General features: G+C 66.9%; 7 protein-coding genes. 5 read left to right on the plus strand and 2 right to left on the minus strand.

Annotated features, from left to right (window positions below; genetic code table 11):
• Nucleotides 1-215: 215 nt before the first annotated feature.
• Complete coding sequence (locus LU671_RS21850; protein ID WP_232856885.1) at nt 216-11,042, minus strand: peroxidase family protein; 10,827 nt, start codon at nt 11,040-11,042, stop codon at nt 216-218.
• Between the two features lie 658 nt (nt 11,043-11,700).
• Between LU671_RS21850 and LU671_RS21855 the strand changes: the two genes are divergently transcribed.
• The 4 genes from LU671_RS21855 (at nt 11,701) to LU671_RS21870 (ending at nt 16,797) form a co-directional block, all read left to right on the plus strand.
• Nucleotides 11,701-13,437: a type I secretion system permease/ATPase gene (locus LU671_RS21855; RefSeq protein ID WP_110739527.1), complete on the plus strand. Its 1,737-nt coding sequence runs from the start codon at nt 11,701-11,703 to the stop codon at nt 13,435-13,437.
• Between the two features lie 6 nt (nt 13,438-13,443).
• Complete coding sequence (locus LU671_RS21860) at nt 13,444-14,781, plus strand: HlyD family type I secretion periplasmic adaptor subunit (RefSeq protein WP_203647281.1); 1,338 nt, start codon at nt 13,444-13,446, stop codon at nt 14,779-14,781.
• 1 nt (nt 14,782) lies between these two features.
• Nucleotides 14,783-16,111 (plus strand): TolC family outer membrane protein, encoded by a 1,329-nt coding sequence (locus tag LU671_RS21865; RefSeq protein WP_232856889.1) that lies wholly within the window; start codon nt 14,783-14,785, stop codon nt 16,109-16,111.
• 77 nt (nt 16,112-16,188) lie between these two features.
• Nucleotides 16,189-16,797 (plus strand): hypothetical protein, encoded by a 609-nt coding sequence (locus LU671_RS21870; protein ID WP_203647283.1) that lies wholly within the window; start codon nt 16,189-16,191, stop codon nt 16,795-16,797.
• A gap of 6 nt (nt 16,798-16,803) precedes the next feature.
• Here LU671_RS21870 and LU671_RS21875 read toward each other — a convergent pair whose 3' ends face one another.
• A complete protein-coding gene (locus LU671_RS21875) occupies nt 16,804-17,586 on the minus strand; it encodes a FecR domain-containing protein (RefSeq protein WP_232856890.1) in 783 nt (260 codons plus the stop codon).
• A gap of 503 nt (nt 17,587-18,089) precedes the next feature.
• On the opposite strand from LU671_RS21875, the gene LU671_RS21880 reads away from it, so the two are divergent.
• Nucleotides 18,090-18,464 (plus strand): hypothetical protein, encoded by a 375-nt coding sequence (locus LU671_RS21880; protein ID WP_232856891.1) that lies wholly within the window; start codon nt 18,090-18,092, stop codon nt 18,462-18,464.
• Nucleotides 18,465-18,493: the final 29 nt, after the last annotated feature.

The following is an 18,493-nucleotide window of genomic DNA, read 5'->3' on the forward strand; positions in this document are numbered from 1 at the left end:
TTACCGGGTACGCCTTGTGGGTATGACGCGGTTTCAGCGTGGGCACCACTGGCGCCTCACCTGTCTCAAGACATGCACCAAGGCGGGCAACCATGGCCTGACAGGTTCGGCACGTTGCAACAAATGTAGGAGCGGCCTTGTGCCGCGATGCGCCGCGCGGGCGGCGCTCGATCGCATAGGCGCTACAACTCTCTCGCCAAACACATCGCCCTCCCTCAAGACGCGAGAATAAAGTCCGCCACCGTCACACTGGTCGCATCCCCCACCCCGACCAGGCGGATGGAGTCAGGCCCACCGAAACTGACCAGCGTATCGGCGCCCACATCGGCAATGCTGACACTGACGGCAAAGCTCGCCGCGGTAATGCTCAGCGCCGTGATATCCAGCCGGTCCTGCCCCCCTGCCGGGGCGGCGTCGAAGCCGAACACCTGGTCGGTACCGAAGCCTGCCGCGAACTGGAAGATATCGTTGCCGTCGTTGGCCACCAGCGAGTCGTTGCCGGCACCACCGCTGACGATGTCGTCACCGGCCCCGCCATTGACGAAGTCGTTGCCGTTGCCGCCCTGCACGACATCGTTGCCGCCACCGCCCAGCACCGTGTCGTTGCCGTCGCCGCCGACCACCACATCGATGCCGACACCACCGTCGAGGTTGTCGTTGCCCGCTCCGGCCTGCAGCGTGTCGTTGCCGACACCGCCATTGAGCGTGTCATCGCCCTCCCCTGCGTCGAGACTGTCGTCGCCGCCGCCCCCGTTCAGGCTGTCGGCGCCGAGGCCACCGATCAGCTGGTCGTTGCCGGCATCGCCGTTGAGCGTGTCGTTGCCGGCGTTGCCGACCAGGGTGTCGTTGCCGCCGTCGCCACTGAGGGTGTCGTTGCCGGCACCACCGGTGATGACGTTGTTCAGCCCGTTGCCGCTGCCGATGAAGTTGCCGACGCCGGTGTAGGTCAGGTTCTCGACGTTGGCGCTCAGGCTGTAGCTGGCCAGCGCGGTCAGCACGGTGTCGATGCCGCCACCACCCGCCTCGACCACCACATCCGAGGTGGAGTCGACGATATAGGTGTCGTTGCCGGCACCGCCCACCATACGGTCACCGCCGGCACCGCCATCGAGCTGGTCATTGCCGGCCCCGCCGGTGAGGGTGTTGGCCAGCGTGTTGCCGAAGCCTGTGAAGTTGCCGCTGCCAGTGAAGGTGAGGTTCTCGATGTTGGCGCCGAGCTGATAGCTGAGCAGGCTGGTCTGCACCAGGTCGGTACCACCCCCAGCCGCCTCGACAACGCTGTCGCCGGCATTGTCGACCACGAAGGTGTCGTTGCCGAGGCCGCCGTCCATGGCATCCGCGCCAAGGCCACCGTTGAGGGTGTCGTTGCCGTCCTCGCCGAACAGCAAGTCAGCGTCGTCACCGCCGTTGAGGATGTCGTTGCCCGCCCCACCAAACAGCTGGTCCACCGCGCCCAGGCCATTGAGCGTGTCGTTGCCGCCCAGGCCGCGCAGCACATCGTTGCCAGCGCCGCCGGTGAGTGTGTTCGCCGCATTGGTGCCCACCAGGGTGACGCCGGTCAGCAGGCGCACCGCCGTGGTCGCGGCGGAGGTCACGGTTTCCTGGGCGCCGAAGCCGTCGGTGTAGCGCACGATCACCCGCAGTTGCTGGTTGCCCTGGGCGAAGCCCGGGGTGTAGCTCGCCGTGGTGGCGCCGGCGATGTCGACGAAGATGCCGCCCACGCCCTGCTGCCACTGGAAGCTGAAGGCGCCCAGCCCGTCGAGGTCGGCGATGCCGGCGGTCGAGGCGGTCAGCAACTGCCCCTGGTCCGGCGTGGTGTCGCTGATAAGCACCGTGCCGGTCGGCGCGTCGTTGACGTTGGCCACCGGGCCGAGGATGTCGGAGGCGGCGCGCTCGGCCACGCCGAAGGTGTCCACGTAGCCCACCTGCACCCGGACATGCTGGCCGACCTGGGGCTGGCCAAGGGTGAAGGTACTGGCGGTGGCACCGGCGATATCGACCCAGCCCGCGCCGTTGTTCATCTGCCACTGGAAGGTGAACGGCGCGCTGCCGATGCCGTCGGCGTCGACGATGGTCGCCGGGTTGGCGCTCAGCACCTGGTTCTGCACCAGCAGCCCGGCCACGGCGGGCCCGCTGCTGGGCGCGCTGTTGGCCGAGGAGTCGACGATCTCCAGGGTGCCCTTGGCGTCCTGGTACACCGCCCGCACGCGGATGTTCAGGCCGGCGACATCGTCCGCCACCCGGTAGGTGCTGCCGATCGCCCGCGAGACCTCGCCGGCGGCGACGAAGGTAATGTCCTCGTAGACGCCCGTGCCGGGGATGTTCTCCACCTGCCAGTAGTAGGCCACCGGCCCGCTCAGCGCGCCGCTGGGGTTGCTCGCGCCCTGGTTGTCGGCGTCATGCACCGCCAGGTCGCTGACCCGCAGCAACTGCCCGGCCACGGGCGTGTCATCGCGCAGACCGGTGGCATCGTCGACGATCGCCAGGTGGCCGCTGGGGCCGTTGTTCAGCGCGCTGCCCACGCCGGAAGCCTGGGCGCCGTCGGCGAACTGCAGACGCTCGATGCCGGTCAGGCGATCGACGCCGTCGCGTCCGACCACCGTGTCGGTGACGATCACCGTGTTGCCTTCGACGACGATGCGGTAGTCCGTGGCGATGCCGGAGAACAGCGCGGTGTCGTACTGGTCGGTACCGCTGAGGATCTCCCGCACGATCACCAGCTGGCCGGGGTTGTAGGTGCCCTTGAGCATCAGTGGCACCATCGGCTCCATGCTGTCGAACGAGGCGATCTCCGGCCCGCTGCCGTCGCTGTTGGCCCGCACGCTGATGCGCACGTTCAGCCACTTGTCGCCGTCGAGGATATCGTCGCCGCCACGCCCTTCGATCAGGTCGCTGCCACTGCCACCAAGGATGATGTTGCCGCCGTCGTAGAAGGTCGCGCCAACAGGCAGCAGCCCGGCCAGGCCGTTGATCAGGCTGATGTTGGTGAGGACGCTGCCGGTGGCCCCGGCGGTCGGCAGCGAGGTGGCGTCCTCGTTGTCGCCGCGCAGGAAGTCACCGTGCGCCGAGCCCGACAGGCCTTCCATGATGTCGAAGCGCACCAGCGCCGAAGCCCCCGAGCCCGGTACCGGCGGCACATCGAAGAAGCGGTCGCTGTAGTCGACGGTCACGCCCTGGGCCAGCCCCTTGAAGGTCGCCCAGTCATAGCCGGAGCCGCCGATGTAGCGATCGCCGAAACCGAGGCTGCCGACCATGATGTCGTCGCCGCCTTCACCGTTGAACTTGTCGTTCTCGTTGCCGCCGACGAACACGTCGTTGCCGATCACCGGATCGTTGCCGAGAGGGTCGAAGTTGTCGCCGGGGGCGCCGTCCGAGGTGCCCTTCTCGATCCAGTCGTCGCCTTCGTTGCCCATGTCCTGCTCGTTGGCCTTGCTGCCGAGGATGAAGTCGTTGCCCTGGCCGCCGATGGCCTCGGAAGCATCCTCGCCGGTGACGATGAAGTCATTGCCGAAGCCGCCGATGATCAGGTTGACGCCATTGCCGCCATGCAGCACATCGTTGCCGTCGCCGCCCTGGATGTTGTCGTCGCCGCCCATGTCGCTGATGATGTCGTCACCGGCACCGCCGCGCAGCTGGTCGTTGCCGTAGCCGCCTTCGATACGGTCGTTGCCGCCGTCGCCCCAGACCGTGTCGTCGCCTTCGCTGGAGACGAGGATGTCGTCGCCCTGGGTGCCGCCCAGCACGATGTGCTGGTCACCGGCATAGCGGATGTAGTTGCTGTCGGGCCCTTCGGTCAGCGGGCTGTCGCGGAACACCACCTGCTGGCCGTTGTCGCCAAGCGGGTCGGCGTTGCCCAGGCCGTCGTTGTACTGCTTGCTGCGGTCCAGCTCCAGGTAGAACCCGGGGTCGGAGAACACCAGGCCCGGCAGGTGCGTGGCCGAAGTGTTGGCCATGATCAGCTTGGCGAACGAGTTGCTTTCCAGCTCGGCGTTCATTGACAGGCCGGCGGTGCGCTCCAGGTAGTAGAAGCGGTCACCGTCCTGCAGTTTCTCCAGCTGGTTCTCGAACACGAAGTTGAAGGTGCTGCCGAGCATGCCGCCGAACGGGGTCTTGGCCTCGGCCAGGCCGCCAATCCACAGGTCGATGGCATCGACGCCGGTCACGGTCACGCCCTTGAGGTCATCGACAGTGCCCAGCACCCCGTCCTTGCCCGCCAGCGTCACGTTGGCCCAGCTGCCGCTGCCGTTGAGGAAGTCCAGGCGGTCGGACGGCGCGTCCGCGCCACCGAACACCAGGGCCAGGGCCGCGGCGCGCTTGCCGTCGAGGGTGGTGGCCGAGGTGATGGAGCCGTGGGTGCCGTAGGCGGCGATGAAGTTGATCAAGGACTCCGGGTGCTTGAGGTGCTGCACCAGGTCGACCCAGCTGGTGTACGGCTTGAGCTGGGTATCGCCGGTCTGCCCGAAGATGTCGCGGCGCACGGCGTTGAGCGAGGGGATGCCGACATCGCGGCCACGGGCGATGTTGATCGCCGGCAGGTCCAGCGGCAGGCCGAGCAGGTTGTTGCGCAGCGCCTCGGTGACGAACTCGTCGATCTCGTTGCCGGCCTGGCGGGTCACCCCGCGCACGATGGCACTGGTTGCCTCCTCGGGGGTCACGCCGCTGGCGGCGTAGGCCAGCGGGTTGAGGAACGCCGCGATCAGGCCCATCTGCTGCTCGGGGTTGGCGCTGGCCGGGTCGCCGATCACCTTGAAGTCGATGTCGAAGCGGTCGACGGTCTCGGTCAGCATCGAGTGGCCGAAGCGGTACACGGTGTGCGCGAACTCGGCGACGATCGAGGCATCGAGGTCGACGTCGTAGACCTGGGTCGGGGCGAAGAACAGGTCGACGCGCGGCTGGATGGTCCGGGCGAACTCCTCGAACACCAGGTGCTGGTACTGCATCTCGGTGCCGAACTTGGCCGCCTGGAACAGTCGCTCGCCGTTCCACACCAGGGCGTCGATCTCGGCCTGGCTGACGGGCAAGGCGCTGACCGGGGTCAGCAGCCACTCGTTGAGGAAGGCCAGGTCGCCCGAGTCGAGCACGGTGTCCTGGGTCTGCGCCACCAGCCGGTTGTGCTCTGAGTGGAAGATCGCATGCACGGCGGTCAGGCCGATGTTCTCGTTGACCCGGCCATCGCCGGCGATGTAGTGGGCGTCCAGCAGTTCGTTGTCGTAGGCCAGGTTGGCACCGGTGTGCGGATTGACCGGCACGGCGTTGCCGGTGGCGCTGTCGGCATCCGGCGCGAGCACGCCACCGATGGATACCGGCACGGCATTGTGAGCGATGTCGGCAAGGAACTGATGGCCGGTGCGCACGGCATTGGTCAGGTCGATCGGCGCCAACGGGTTGCCTTCGACCAGCACATCATCGGCGGTGCCGCCCAAGCCGTCGGCGCCCTTCATCACCACCATCGGATAGCCATGCGGCCCCTTGATGAAGTTGCCGTAGGCATCGGTGGCCAGCAGCGGCACGTTGTCGACGTCGGCGTCGGTCAGGTGGATGCCGAGGATGTCGTTGGCCTGGGCCTTGACCACCTTCCAGGTGGCCATGCCACCGATCTCGCTGTCGTCAGCGGTGCCGAACTTGCCGTCGGCGCCCAGGTCGCGGTTGGTGATAAGCCGGCCGGTGGCGATGGGGCCGCTGGCGCTGAGCTGGTAGCCGCGCAGGAACACCTGGTGCGAGGGGTGCGAGCTGTAGGTCTGGTTCTGGTCGACGAACGGCGTGGTGGTGTTGGTGTGCTCGTGAATGTCGTCGGCGTTGCCGAGGATGCCGTCCGGCCCCGGCAGGTTGGTGGCCCGGGTCAGCACCATGAAGTTGGCGGCGCCGCCCGGCACGTACAGCGGGTCGTCCGGCTGCAGGGGAATGAAGATGGTTCCCGAACCGCCCTTGGTGACCAGGTCCAGGCCGTGGTCGAAGAATTGGCCGAAGAAGGTCATCCAGGCGTTGAACGGCGCCGACAGCCCGGCATCCGCCGAGGTGTTCTCGAACAGGAAGACATCATGGTCGTCGCCGGTGCCGAACTGGCCGTCCATGCCGGGGCTGGCGACGACCCGCACACCGTCCTTGAGCTGGTCGTCGTTGCCCGGCGTGCCGAAGTCCAGCACGCCGTTGGCGCCGGGGTCGTAGGCGCTGGCGTAGGCCGCCGGGTTGTTCGAGGTCTGGTCGACGATCAGGTTGCTGATGGTGCGCGGCTCTGAGTCGAACACGTAACCGCTGGTCTGCTGGTACGACGAGCCGGGGATGGCCGGCGAGCCGGGGCCGAAGAACCCGGCGGGCGCGCCCTCGGCGGTATTGAACACCGGGTCGGTCAGGCGCGGGAAGACATTGTCGGCGGCGCCATACTCGGTATGGTCATGGCCATTGAGGTTCATCAGGTTGTTGTTAGAGCCGTCGACCGCGCGCAGGCCCAAGGGCGCGCGGATGTTGGGGATCAGCGAGAGGATGTCCTGCCCGGCGGCATCCGCTTCGGCGATCTTGATCTGGGCGAGGATGAAGTTGAGGTCGGAACGGACCATGTGCAGGCCCTCGCCCCCCGCGCTGGCATCGACCACCGGCGTCGGCGCGGTCGGCACCACCGGCGCGCCGGCCTCGACCACGGTGGTGGGCGCGCTGAACAGCACCTCGGTGGTGCCGTGGGCGTCCTGGTAGATCGCCTTGACCCGCAGCGACAGGCCGACCAGGTCCGGCGACACCTTGAACGCGGTGCCATCGGCGCTCTGGAACGCCAGGTCGCCGGCCGGCAGCAGGATGATGTCCTCGAACACACCGCTGCCGGGGTCGGCCTCGAACTGCCAGTAGTAGGACACCGAAGCATTGGCCAGGGTGCCCAGCGGGTTGCCCGCCGTGACGTTGTCGCCGTCGCGCACCCCGGCCATGCTCACGCTGAGGATATCGCCCACGGTGATCGCGCCACCGTTGCCGTCACTGAGGTTCGGGCTGCCGGTCGGCTGCGCGTTCAGCCCCGGCACCAGCACGCGCTGGGCATCGGCGAACTGCAGGCGCTCGATGTGCAGCAGGGTATCGGTGCCGTCACGCCCGGCCACGGTATCGGCCACGGTCCACACATCGTCCGCCAGGTCGGCGGTGCCGCGGGTGTCCTGGGTCACCACGTACTCGGCCTGCACCCCGGAGAACACCGCGGTGTCGAAGGCCGCGCCGCCAGTCGAGGTGCCGGGCAGGATTTCCCGGATGGCCTTGAGCTGGCCGGGGTTGTAGGTGCGGTCGAGCATGAACGGGATCATCTCGACCATGCTGTCGAAACTGGCGATTTCTGGCCCTGTGTGGTCGAGGTCATCGGCGGCGTAGACCGCGATACGCACGTTGAGCCACTTGTCGCCGTCGATCAGGTCGTCGCCGCCACGGCCCTCGATCAGGTCGCTGCCATTGCCGCCCAGCAGGATGTTGCCGGTGGCAAAGCCGGTGGTCGGCAGCCCGGCGTCGGCGAGGAACTGCGCCAAGCCGCGGATCAGCGCGACATTGCTCAGGGCGCTGCCGGTGGTGCCGCCATGGTTGAGGATGGTGACCGCATCGACGTCGTCGCCCTTGAGCACGTCGGCAAAGCGCGAACCGGACAGCCCCTCGACCTCGGCGAAGCGATCGAGGATCGACGCTGGCGAAGCGCCGACCGGGTTGAACACCCCGGCGTTCTGGTTCGGCGCGTTGCCATGGGGCTGCGCCAGCGCGGCCAGGCTCAGGTCGGCGGTGACGCCGACCTGGTCGTTCTTGTAGGTGATCCAGTCGAAGCCGGACATGCCGTCCATCTTGTCCTGGGCATCGCTGCCGACAAAGATGTCGTCGCCGCCCTCGCCGATCATTTCGTCGAAGCCGCCGCCCCCGACGAAGATGTCGTTGCCCACCACTTCATCGGTAAGCAGCGGCGCGAAGTTGTCGCCCGGCGCGCCGTCCTGGGTGCCCTTCTCGATCCAGTCATCGCCTTCGTTGCCGGTGGGCGGCAGGTTGGTCTTGGCGCCGAGGATGAAGTCATCGCCCTGGCCGCCGAAGGTGGTGCTGATGTCCTCGGTGGTGATGATGAAGTCCTGGCCGTCGCCGCCGAGGATCAGGTTGCCGGCGGCGAGCATGCTGCCGGCGACGATCACGTCGTTGCCGGCGTTACCTTCCAGGCGGTTGTCGCCGAACGAATCGGTGATGATGTCGTCGCCTGCGCCACCGAGCACGGCATCGTTGCCGGCGCCGCCCTCGAGGTAGTCGTTGCCGCCATCGCCATAGAGCGTGTCGTCGCCTTCGCCGGAAAGGATGATGTCATCACCCGAGGTACCGCCGAGCACCACGTGGTCCTCGCCGGTGTAGTGCAGGTAGTTGTCGTCCGGCCCGACGGTGTCGGGGTTGTCGCGAATGACCAGCGGCACGATCTCCACGCCGTTGATCTCGATCCCTCCGGTGGGGTCGGCGCGACCGTCGCCGCCAAGACCGGTGAACTGGTTGGCCTGGTTGACCTCGAGGGTGAAGGTCGGGGTGAGGAACACGGTGTTGGACAGGTGGGTGACATCGGAGTTGGCCATGATCAGCTTGGCGAACGAGTTGTTCTCCAGCTCAGCGCCGAAGTTAAGGCCCGCGGTACGCGACAGGTAATAGAAGCGGTCGCCGTTCTGCAGGGCCTCCAGCTGGGTCTCGAAGACGAAGTTGAAGGACGAGCCGAGCATGCCGCCGAAAGGCATCTTCTGCTCGGCCAAACCGCCGACCCAGAAGTCGATGGCGTCGACCCCGGTCACCGTCACCCCGCTCAGGTCGTCCGCGGTGCCCAGCACGCCATCCTTGCCGGCCTTGGTCACGTTGGCCCAGGCGCCGCTGCCGTTGAGGAAGTCCAGGCGGTCGGACGGCGCGCCGCTGCCGCCCAGCACCAGGGCCAGGGCGGCGGCGCGCTTGTCGGCCAGGGTGGTTGCCGAGGTGATCGAGGCGTGCGTGCCGTAGGCGGCGATGAAGTTGACCAGCGACGCGGGGTGCTTGAGGTGGTCGGCAAAGTCGACCCAGCTGATGTAGGGCTTGAGCTGGCTGTCGCCGGTCATGGCGTAGAACTCGCGGCGCGACTCGTTGAGCGAGGGGATGCCGGTGTCGCGGCCACGGGCCAGGTTCAGCGCCGGCAGGTCCAGGGGCAGGCCGAGCAGGTTGTTGCGCAGCGCCTCGGTGACGAATTCGTCGATCTCGTTGCCGAGCTGGCGGGTCACGCCACGGATGATCGCCCCGGCCGCTTCATCGGCGGTGGCGCCGCTGCCGGCGAAGGCCAGCGGGTTGAGAAAGGCGGCGATCAGGCCCAGTTGCTGGTCCGGGTTGTCCGGGTCGCTGAGGATCGGGTTGAACGCCGGGTCGAAGCGGTCGACGGTCTCGGTCAGCATCGAGTGGCCGAAGCGGTACACCACATGGGCGAACTCGGCGAGGATCGCCGGGTTGATCGAGGTGTCATAGCCGCTGGGGGCGAGGAACTCGTCGATCTGTGGCTGGATGGTGCGGGCGAACTCCTCGAACACCAGGTGCTGGTACTGCATCTCGGTGCCGAACCTGGCCGCCTGGAACAGGCGTTCGCCATTCCACACCAGCGCCGCCACCTCGGCGGGCGTGGCGGGCAAGGCGGCCACATCGTCGATCAGCCACTCGTTGAGGAACGCCAGGTCGCCCGAGGCGAGGATGGTGTCCTTGGTCTGCTGGACCAGGCGGTTGTGCTCGGCGTGGAACACGTGGTGCACGGCGGTCAGGCCGATGTTCTCGTTGACCCGGCCGTCACCGGCAATGTAGTGGGCGTCGAGCAGTTCGTTGTCGTAGGTCAGGTTGTTGCCGCCCGGGCCCATGGGCTGGGCATTGCCCACGGCACTGTCGGCATCGGCCTGCAGCACCCCGCCGACCAGCACCGGCTCGGCGTTGTGGGCGATGTCGTCGAGAAAACCATGGCCGCTGCTCACGGCATTGACCAGGCTGATGGGCGCGGCGCGGTTGCCTTCGACCAGCTGGGTGACGTCGTCGGCGGTGCCGGCAATACCGTCGGCGCCATTGCCCACGCGGATCACCACCTGCGGCATGCCGTTGGGTCCGCGCAGGAAGTTGCCATAGGCGTCGGTGGCCAGCAGTGGCACCCGGTGCACGTCGGCGTCGGTCAGGTTGATGCCGAGGATGTCGCGGGCCTGGGCCTTGACCACGGCCCAGGTGGCCATGCCGCCGTTCTCGCCGTTGCCATCGTCGCTGGTGCCGAACTTGCCATCGGCGCCCAGGTCACGGTTGGTGATCAGCCGCCCGGTGGCCACCGGGTGACCAGCCGCGTCGAGGGCGTACTCGCGCAGGAACACCTGGTGCGAGGGGTGCGAGCTGTAGGTCTGGCTCTGGTCGACGAAGGGCGAAGTGGTGTTGGGCTGGCCGTCGTCGGCGGTACCGACCACGCCATCGGCGCCGGCAGTGCGCACGGCACGCGGCAGCACCATGAAGTTGGTCGGGCTGTTGGCCACGTACAGTGGGTCGTCCGGTTGCAGCGGGATGAACACCATCTGGCTGCTGCTCTTGGTGACCAGGTCCAGGCCGTGGTCGAAGAACTGGCCGAAAAAGGTCATCCAGGCGTTGAAGCCGGCGGTCAGGCCGACGTCCGGCGACTGGTTGGGGATGAAGAACACCTCTTTGTCATCGGCGGTGCCGAACACCCCGTCGATGCCGGGGCTGAGCACCGGAGCGGCGCCGCCGTTGGCGTCGACCGCGGCCGGGTTGTTGGCGGTCTGGTCGACGATCAGGTTGCTGATGGTGCGCGGCTGGCTGTCGCTCACCGTGCCGGTGCCGGCATACGCCGCGCGGTACTGGGCATCCATCAGGCGCAGGAAGGCGTTGTCCGAGGCGCCGAACTCACTCTGCCCGGTCACCAGGTTGTTGTAGCTGCCATCGACGGTGCGCAGGCCGAACGGCACCTGGCTGTTGGGCAGCAGGTCGATGAGGCTGGCGCCCTTGGCGTGGGCCTCGGCGATGAAAATCTGCTGGAGGATGAATTGCAGGTCGGACTTGCTGAAATTGGCCATGATGGTTGACCTCTGTCTGTCGGGAGCGAGGCGCAGGCGCCCGTCGCGCCCGGTCGGTGGCGTGCACGGTCATGCAGTTGGTTTTTTTATGGCGAATACGGGTGCGCGACAGCGTTACCCGTCGTGCGGGCTACGTGCCTCGGATTCGCGAAGGTTCAGGGCTCGCCGTCGCTCAGGCGCGGCGCTCCCGGGCCCGGGGCGGGCCATGGTTTCTCGAATGGCAGGGGAACGTCCTGTAGAGCCCATTCACTCGGTACAAGAACAGGAGACGAGTCATGTTCTGCTCCCACAGGAATGTCGACAAGGATTCGCGAGGGGTCGGGGCGACAGCTGGCCTGCGGCGAAAGTTCCCACGAACTGATTAAGACTAAAGTTGCGTGGCAAAATATTGTCAATATCTCGTCAGCAAAAAATGTCGCGCATCGATAATGCTTATCAAGCCACTGTTTTTAATAGGAACTTGAAGGAATCAATAGAGCAAAAAGATATTACAAGATATTTCTACGCAACCTACTCTGCTGTTTGTGGGCTCCCTGCAGCGTATTTGGAATAACCCGCCAAAAGAGCGACAAAACCTTCTGCAGGCCAGCAACCACAAGGCTTTTAGCCCGACCACCGCAACGGCGGCCGGCATTTTTCGCAGAGGGAGGCTCCCCCGATGACCAGGCAGACAGGTACCCGCTCCGAGCTGGCCGAGGCACTGTTTCAACTGCGACGCAGTTTCTATGCCCTGGCGGTGTTCAGCGGGGTGATAAACGTCATGATGTTGACGCCCGCCGTGTACATGCTGCAGGTATACGACCGCGCGCTGGTCAGCCGCAACCTCACGACCCTGGGCATGCTGACGGTGCTGGTGGTGGGGCTGTTCCTGCTGATGACCACCCTGGAGATGCTGCGCAGCCGGGTGCTGGTGCGGGTCGGCAACCGCCTGGACATGGCGCTCAACCGGCGCCTGTTCAGCGCCGCCTTCGAGCGCAACCTCAGCCGTGCCGGCGGCAGCCCCGGCCAGGCCCTGCAGGACCTGGCGCAGGTGCGTCAGTTCCTCACCGGCAACGGCCTGTTCGCCTTTTTCGACGCGCCCTGGACACCGATCTACCTGCTCGTCGCCTACCTGATCCACCCGCTGCTCGGCCTGGTCACGCTGGTCGGCTCGCTGATCCTCGCGGCACTGGCCTGGCTCACCGAAAAGGCCACCAAGCAGCCCCTGGGCGAGGCCAACCACGCCGCCCTCGCCTGCGCCCATTACGCCAACAACAACCTGCGCAACGCCGAGGTTATCGAGGCCATGGGCATGCTGGCGTCGATCAGCCAGCGCTGGTTCCAGAGCCACCTGCGCATCCTGCAGATGCAGACCCTGGCCTCCGACCGCGCCGCCGTCATCGGCAGCATCGGGCGCTTCGTGCGCATCACCCTGCAGTCGCTGATCCTCGGCACCGGGGCCCTGCTGGCGATCGAGGGCAAGATCACCCCGGGCATGATGATCGCCTGCTCGATCCTGACCGGCCGGGCCCTGGGCCCGGTGGAACAGGTGATCGCCGCGTGGAAGCCACTGCTCGGCTGCCGCCTGGCCTGGGGCCGGCTCAACGGCTTGCTGCAGGACTATCCGCAGCGCCCGCCGAGCATGTCGCTGCAACGGCCGCTGGGCATGCTGGCGGTGGAGAACGTGTATGCCGGCGCGCCCGGCACCGGCAGCACCATCCTGCGCGGTGTCAGCCTGGGCCTGACCCCGGGTGAAAGCCTCGGGGTGATCGGCCCGTCAGCCTCGGGCAAGTCGACCCTGGCGCGGTTGCTGGTCGGGGTGTGGCCGGCCCAGGCCGGCAAGGTGCGCCTGGACGGCGCCGACATCTTCACCTGGAACAAGCGTGAACTGGGCCCCTGGCTCGGCTACCTGCCCCAGGATGTCGAGCTGTTCGAAGGCAGCATCGCCGACAACATCGCCCGCTTCGCCGAGGTGGACAGCGAGGCGGTGATCCGCGCCGCCAAAAGCGCCGGCGTGCACGACATGATCCTGCGCTTTGCCCAGGGCTACGACACCCGCCTGGACAGCGACGGCGGCCCGCTGTCCGGCGGTCAGAAGCAGCGTATCGCCCTGGCCCGCGCGCTGTACGGCGAACCCAACCTGATCGTGCTGGACGAACCGAACGCCAACCTCGACGACCTCGGTGAGAAAGCCCTGGTCGACGCCCTGGCCGAACTCAAGGGCCGCGGCGCCACGGTGGTGCTGATCTCGCACCGCCCCAACGTGCTCTGCGCCGTCGACAAGGTGCTGATGCTGCGCGACGGCGCCGTGCAGATGCTCGGCAGCCGTGAAGAAGTGTTCGCCGCCCTGCGCACGGCCAGCGTGATCCCCGCTGGCGCCGCGACCCCGCTGGCCGCCGTCAAGGTACGGGAGTGACCGATCATGATCCATTCCATGCAAACCGAACTGCTTCCGGCCGACGCCAACCCGATCGACCTCGACGTCGGCAAACCCGTGCGCTGGGGCCTGTGGCTGGTGCTCGCCGGCTTCGGCGGTTTCCTCCTGTGGTCATGGCTGGCGCCCCTGGACGCCGGCGTGGTCGCCACCGGCACGGTCAAGGTCACCAGCAATCGCAAGGCCGTGCAGCACCTGACCGGCGGCACCGTCGAGGCGATCCTGGTGCACGAGGGTGAGCGGGTGAACAAAGGCCAGGCGCTGGTGCGCCTCGACGCCCTGCATGCGCTGGCCGAGCAAGGCGCGGTCAGCGCCCAGTACATCGTCAGCAAGACCGTGGAGAATCGCCTGGAGGCCGAACGCGACGGCCACGACACGGTGACCTTCGCCCCTGCCCTGCTGCGCCAGTTCGAAGACGATCCGCGGCTGTTGGCGGCCATGGACCTGCAACAGCACCTGCTGGCGACCCGGCGCGCGGGCCTGGCCGGCGAAATCGGCATCCTCGAGGAGAACATCGCCGCCTCGGCGGTGCAGCTCAAGGGCCTGCAGCAGGTGTATGGCGCCCGCGCCTCGCAGATCGGCTTCCTCGGCCAGGAACTGCAAGGCACGCGCATGCTCGCGGCCGAAGGCTATGTACCGCGCAACCGCCTGCTGGAGCTTGAGCGCAGCAACGCCGACCTCTCCGCCGGCCAGGCCGAGAACCTCAACAACATCGCCCGGGTGCGCAGCCAGATCAACGAGCTCAGGCTGCGCGTCCTGCAGCGCCGCCACGACTACCTCAAGGAGGTGCAGTCGCAGCTGACCGACACCGCCAAGGAAAGCACCACCCTGGCCGACCGCCTGCGCGCCCTGGACTACGAAGTGACCCATACGATCATCCGCGCGCCCATCGACGGCATGGTCCAGGCCTTGAGCATCGCCACCGTCGGCGGGGTGGTCCAGCCCGGCAGCCGGATCATGGAGATCGTCCCGCTCGACGAGCCACTGCAGGTCGACGCGATGATCCCGGTGCAGGCCATCGACCGCATGACCCCGGGCCTGGCCGTGGACATCGCCTTCCCCGCCTTCAACCACGCCAGCACGCCGAACATTCCCGGGCGCGTGCTGACCGTCTCCGCCGACCGCCTGCTCGACGAGGAGAGCAAGCAGCCGTTCTACCTGGCCCAGGTGGAAGTCACCGCCGACGGCATGGCTTTACTCGGCAGCAACCATATCCGCCCCGGCATGCCCGCCACCGTCACCATCAAGACCGGCGAGCGCAACCTGCTGAGCTACCTGCTCAAACCCCTGCTCGAACGCGTCGACGCCGCGTTCAAGGAGCAATGAGATGAATCGCCATTGCCTTGGCCTGTGCCTGCTGACGCTGGCGTTGCCGGCCGGCGCCATGGACCTCAAGCAGGCCTGGGACCTGCTGCAGTACCAGGGGCCGATCTACCGCGCCGCGGTGCATGAACAGCAGGCCGGCCTGGAAAACCGCGCCATCGGCCAGGCCGGCCTGCTGCCGCAGGTCAACGCCTCGGCCTACGCCAACCGCATCGACGGCAGCCAGCGCCAGCACGGCATCGACTACGACCTCGACTATGACGCCACCGGCGCCAACCTGCGCCTGCGCCAGCCGCTGTTCAACAAGCAGAAGATGGCCGAATACCGCCAGGGCCAGCAACGCGCCGACTACAGCGTGGCGGTATTCGACGCCAAGAGCCAGGACGCCGCCGTGCGCCTGGCCGACAGCTACTTCGACGTGCTCCTGGCCAGCGAGACCATCACCCTGGCCCGGGCCAAGCTCGGTGCCTTCGAGGAGCAGCTCGGCTCGGCCAGGCGACGCATGCAGCTTGGAGCCGGCACCATCACCGACATCGACGAGTCCCTGGCCCGGCGCGACCTTGCCGAGGCCGAGCTGATCGAGGCCCAGGACAACCTGGCCAACGCCAGCCGCAAACTGGCCGAGTACATCGGCGAGACACCCGTGTCGCTGACCACCTTGCAGGCGGACTTCGCCACCCCGCCGCTGCTGCCGGACAACCTGCGCGACTGGCTGGCCAGGGCCCAGGCCGACAGCCCGGTGATCCAGGCGCGCCGGCACAGCTACGCGCTGGCCGAGGAAGAGGTCAAGCGCGCCAAGGCCGGCCACTGGCCGACCCTGGACTTCGTCGCCGGCTACACCGCTGGCAAGAGCCAGTCGATCTCCGAGCTGAACCAGCGCAACCACTACAGTTCGATCGGCCTGGAGCTGAACATCCCGCTGTACAGCGGCGGCGGCGTCAGCGCGCTGAGCCGCCAGGCCAGCGCCAACAGCGCCAAGGCCCTGGACGAGCTCGATGCCACGCGACAGGAAGTCATCACTGGCACCACCCGCGAGTTTCGCGGCGTGCAAAGCGGCGCCCTGCGCGTGCACGCGCTGGAAAAGGCGGTGGCCTCCAACGAACGCTCGCTGCTATCGGCACGCAAGGGTTTCAGTGCCGGCGGCACCAGCACCAACGCCGATGTGCTCGACGCCGAGGAGCTGCTGTTCGTGGCACGGCATGACCTGTTCGAGGCCAAGCTGCGCTACCTGATGTCGCGCCTGCGCCTGGCCTCGGCGGTGGGCAGCCTGGGGGATGACGACATCGACCAGATCAACCGGTACCTGGGGCCGGAGTTGTTGGTGAACAACTAGATTGAGATACAGCCCGCGACATCGGCCCACAGTTTGGCGATACTGCTCAGCCCTCATCCATGAAAAGGACTTCGCTGATGAAGCGACTGCTTGCCCTCACCCTCCTCACCCTGGCCATCGCCGGCTGCGACAAGGCCGACCAGACCACCGCGGCGACCGGCCAATGCGCCAAGGACACCGACTGCAAGGGTGAGCGCATCTGTGAAAGCGGCCAGTGCGTCAACCCGCAGCCTCAGGCCGCGCTATTGGCCAAGCCTACCGTCAGCGCACCGCTGGCGCCGAGCATTGCCTATGAGCCGCTGCCGATCAGCGACGAAGGTGCCGGTCCGTTCAGCGTCCAGGGCATGGAAATGGGCACCGCGTTGAACTACCAGTCCCGGGCAGGCGTGATGAACGTCATGGAGTCCGTCGTCGCCGACGCCGAAGGCACCGGCTACGTCGCCATCGAGAAAGCCTACGCCTTCGGCCCGAGCCGCTATGTGCTGGTGGTGTCCACGGGCGAAGGCGGCAATGCCTGCCCGGCGTCCACCTATGTCTTCAGCTTCGATACCAGCGGCGAGTACGTGGACGGCAAGGCTGAGGTGGACGGCTGTTCGGAAATGGTCGAAAGCATGGCCGAAGGCAACAAGCTGACCATCAAGAAGGATGGCGCCGCGACCGTGGTGTACAACGGCCAGGTGAAGTGAGTGGGCTCAGGCCGGCACCACGTTGGCCCAGTACCCCAGTACCCGCTGGATCCGAACCGGCAGGGTCTCGGTCAGCAGCATCAGGCTGGCATCCGGTTGGTCGAGGGACAATGACCTGCTGACCTGCAATCGCGCGATCTGCGGGTCGCACCTGAGCACGCCTGGGCGATAGTTGTCGAGTTCCTCGAGCACCTCGGCCAGGGGCATGCGCTCGGCCACCAGGTGTCCATGGGTCCAGGCTCCGGCCCCAGTTGGCAGTGCGACCCTCGGGGTACTGCCCGTGTCGCCGAACAGTTGCTGCCACCCGGCTTCCAGTGCCAGCGGAGCGGCCGAACCCCACGCGATCGATGCCACGCCATCAAGCATCTGCACCAGGGTCGCGGATGCTTGTTGCTGGACGATCAAGCGCGCCGCCTGCCCCGGCATGATCCGTACCTGGGTGGTTCGCAGGCTGACACCGGCGCCCTGTGTCACCTCCAGCAGCACCCGCCCACGTTGCAAGGTCACGGCGCGGCCAGCGTTGTCCAGTGCGCTGCGGCTGTCCAGTAGCACCGAAAGGCCCGGTGCCAGTCGCCAACCGCGTCGTTGTCCGGTGCCGGTGGCGCAATCGCTGAACAGCGTTGGCAGCGCGCCACCTTGGTTCACGCCATAGCCACTGGCGAGAAGTACGCCGGTCGCGGTCAGGCTGCCGAGCAGCGTTCGCCGCGACACCTTCGCCCGGCCACCCTGGGGCTGGGAGTCACGGTTCTGGATCAGGTCCAGTGCCGGGTCGCGGTGGGTTGAAGACATGCGGCGACTCTCTGGGGAGGGCGAAAGGTGCTTATGATAATTCTTATCATTTACTTTTTGCCAGTTGCTCTGACTCGCTCTGGGGGTGTTCGCCGTAACCGTTGCAGCGCCTATCAGATCGAGCGCCGCCCGCGCGGCGCATCGCGGCACAAGGCCGCTCCTACATTTGTTGCAACGTACCGAACCTGTCAGGCCATGGTTGCCTGCCTTGGTGCCCACGCTGAAACCGCGCGGTACTCACAAGGCGTACCAGGTGATGGCACAGGATTGACTGGTCCGAAACAGATGTAGGAGCGGCCTTGTGCCGCGATGCGCCGCGCGGGCGGCGCTCGATCTGATAGGCGCTGCAACGGTTACGGCGAACACCTTGAGGACAAGAATCGGGACAAACGCCCCTCCAGAACTTTTTCCATTTTCCCGGTCTATTGGGTGAGTGCATTCCTCGGTTGCTCCAACAGCCACCGAACGCACGCTCACCCGCCATTCAGAGGTTGTCTTCTCTCATGAAATTCCCTGCCCCATGCATGCTGCTCGTTGGCCTGTTCGCACTCGCGGCCGCAGGCTCGGCATCCGCCGCACCGATGAAGACGTCGACACCTCACACCCTCGACCTGGCGGACCGCCAGGCCAGCGAAAACCCTTGGCCAAGCCTGGCCAGCGCACCCTCGGCAGCGCTGCTGGCCCATGACGACCGCTACCGGCACGACGAGCGCTGGCACGATCACCGCGACGACTGGCGTCGGGAACAGTGGCGCCGCGAACAATGGCGCCGGGAGCAGCACCGCCGGGAAATGGAACGCCAACGCTACTGGGAACGCCATCACGAGCGCGCCTTGCGTCATCGCTATGACGACGACCACCGCTACTATCGCCGCTGAACAGCCCACGCGCTGCCTGCTTCCCTCTG

It is taken from the genome of Pseudomonas sp. NMI760_13 (assembly GCF_021283245.1).
Lineage (GTDB): Bacteria > Pseudomonadota > Gammaproteobacteria > Pseudomonadales > Pseudomonadaceae > Aquipseudomonas > Aquipseudomonas peradeniyensis.

Excerpts from the sequence above, each read along its gene's own strand:
- LU671_RS21875 (WP_232856890.1), bottom strand. The coding sequence starts at position 17,586 with ATGTCTTCAACCCACCGCGACCCGGCACTGGACCTGATCCAGAACCGT.
- LU671_RS21860 (WP_203647281.1), top strand. The coding sequence starts at position 13,444 with ATGATCCATTCCATGCAAACCGAACTGCTTCCGGCCGACGCCAACCCG.
- LU671_RS21880 (WP_232856891.1), top strand. The coding sequence starts at position 18,090 with ATGAAATTCCCTGCCCCATGCATGCTGCTCGTTGGCCTGTTCGCACTC.
- LU671_RS21865 (WP_232856889.1), top strand. The coding sequence starts at position 14,783 with ATGAATCGCCATTGCCTTGGCCTGTGCCTGCTGACGCTGGCGTTGCCG.
- LU671_RS21870 (WP_203647283.1), top strand. The coding sequence starts at position 16,189 with ATGAAGCGACTGCTTGCCCTCACCCTCCTCACCCTGGCCATCGCCGGC.
- LU671_RS21855 (WP_110739527.1), top strand. The coding sequence starts at position 11,701 with ATGACCAGGCAGACAGGTACCCGCTCCGAGCTGGCCGAGGCACTGTTT.
- LU671_RS21850 (WP_232856885.1), bottom strand. The coding sequence starts at position 11,042 with ATGGCCAATTTCAGCAAGTCCGACCTGCAATTCATCCTCCAGCAGATT.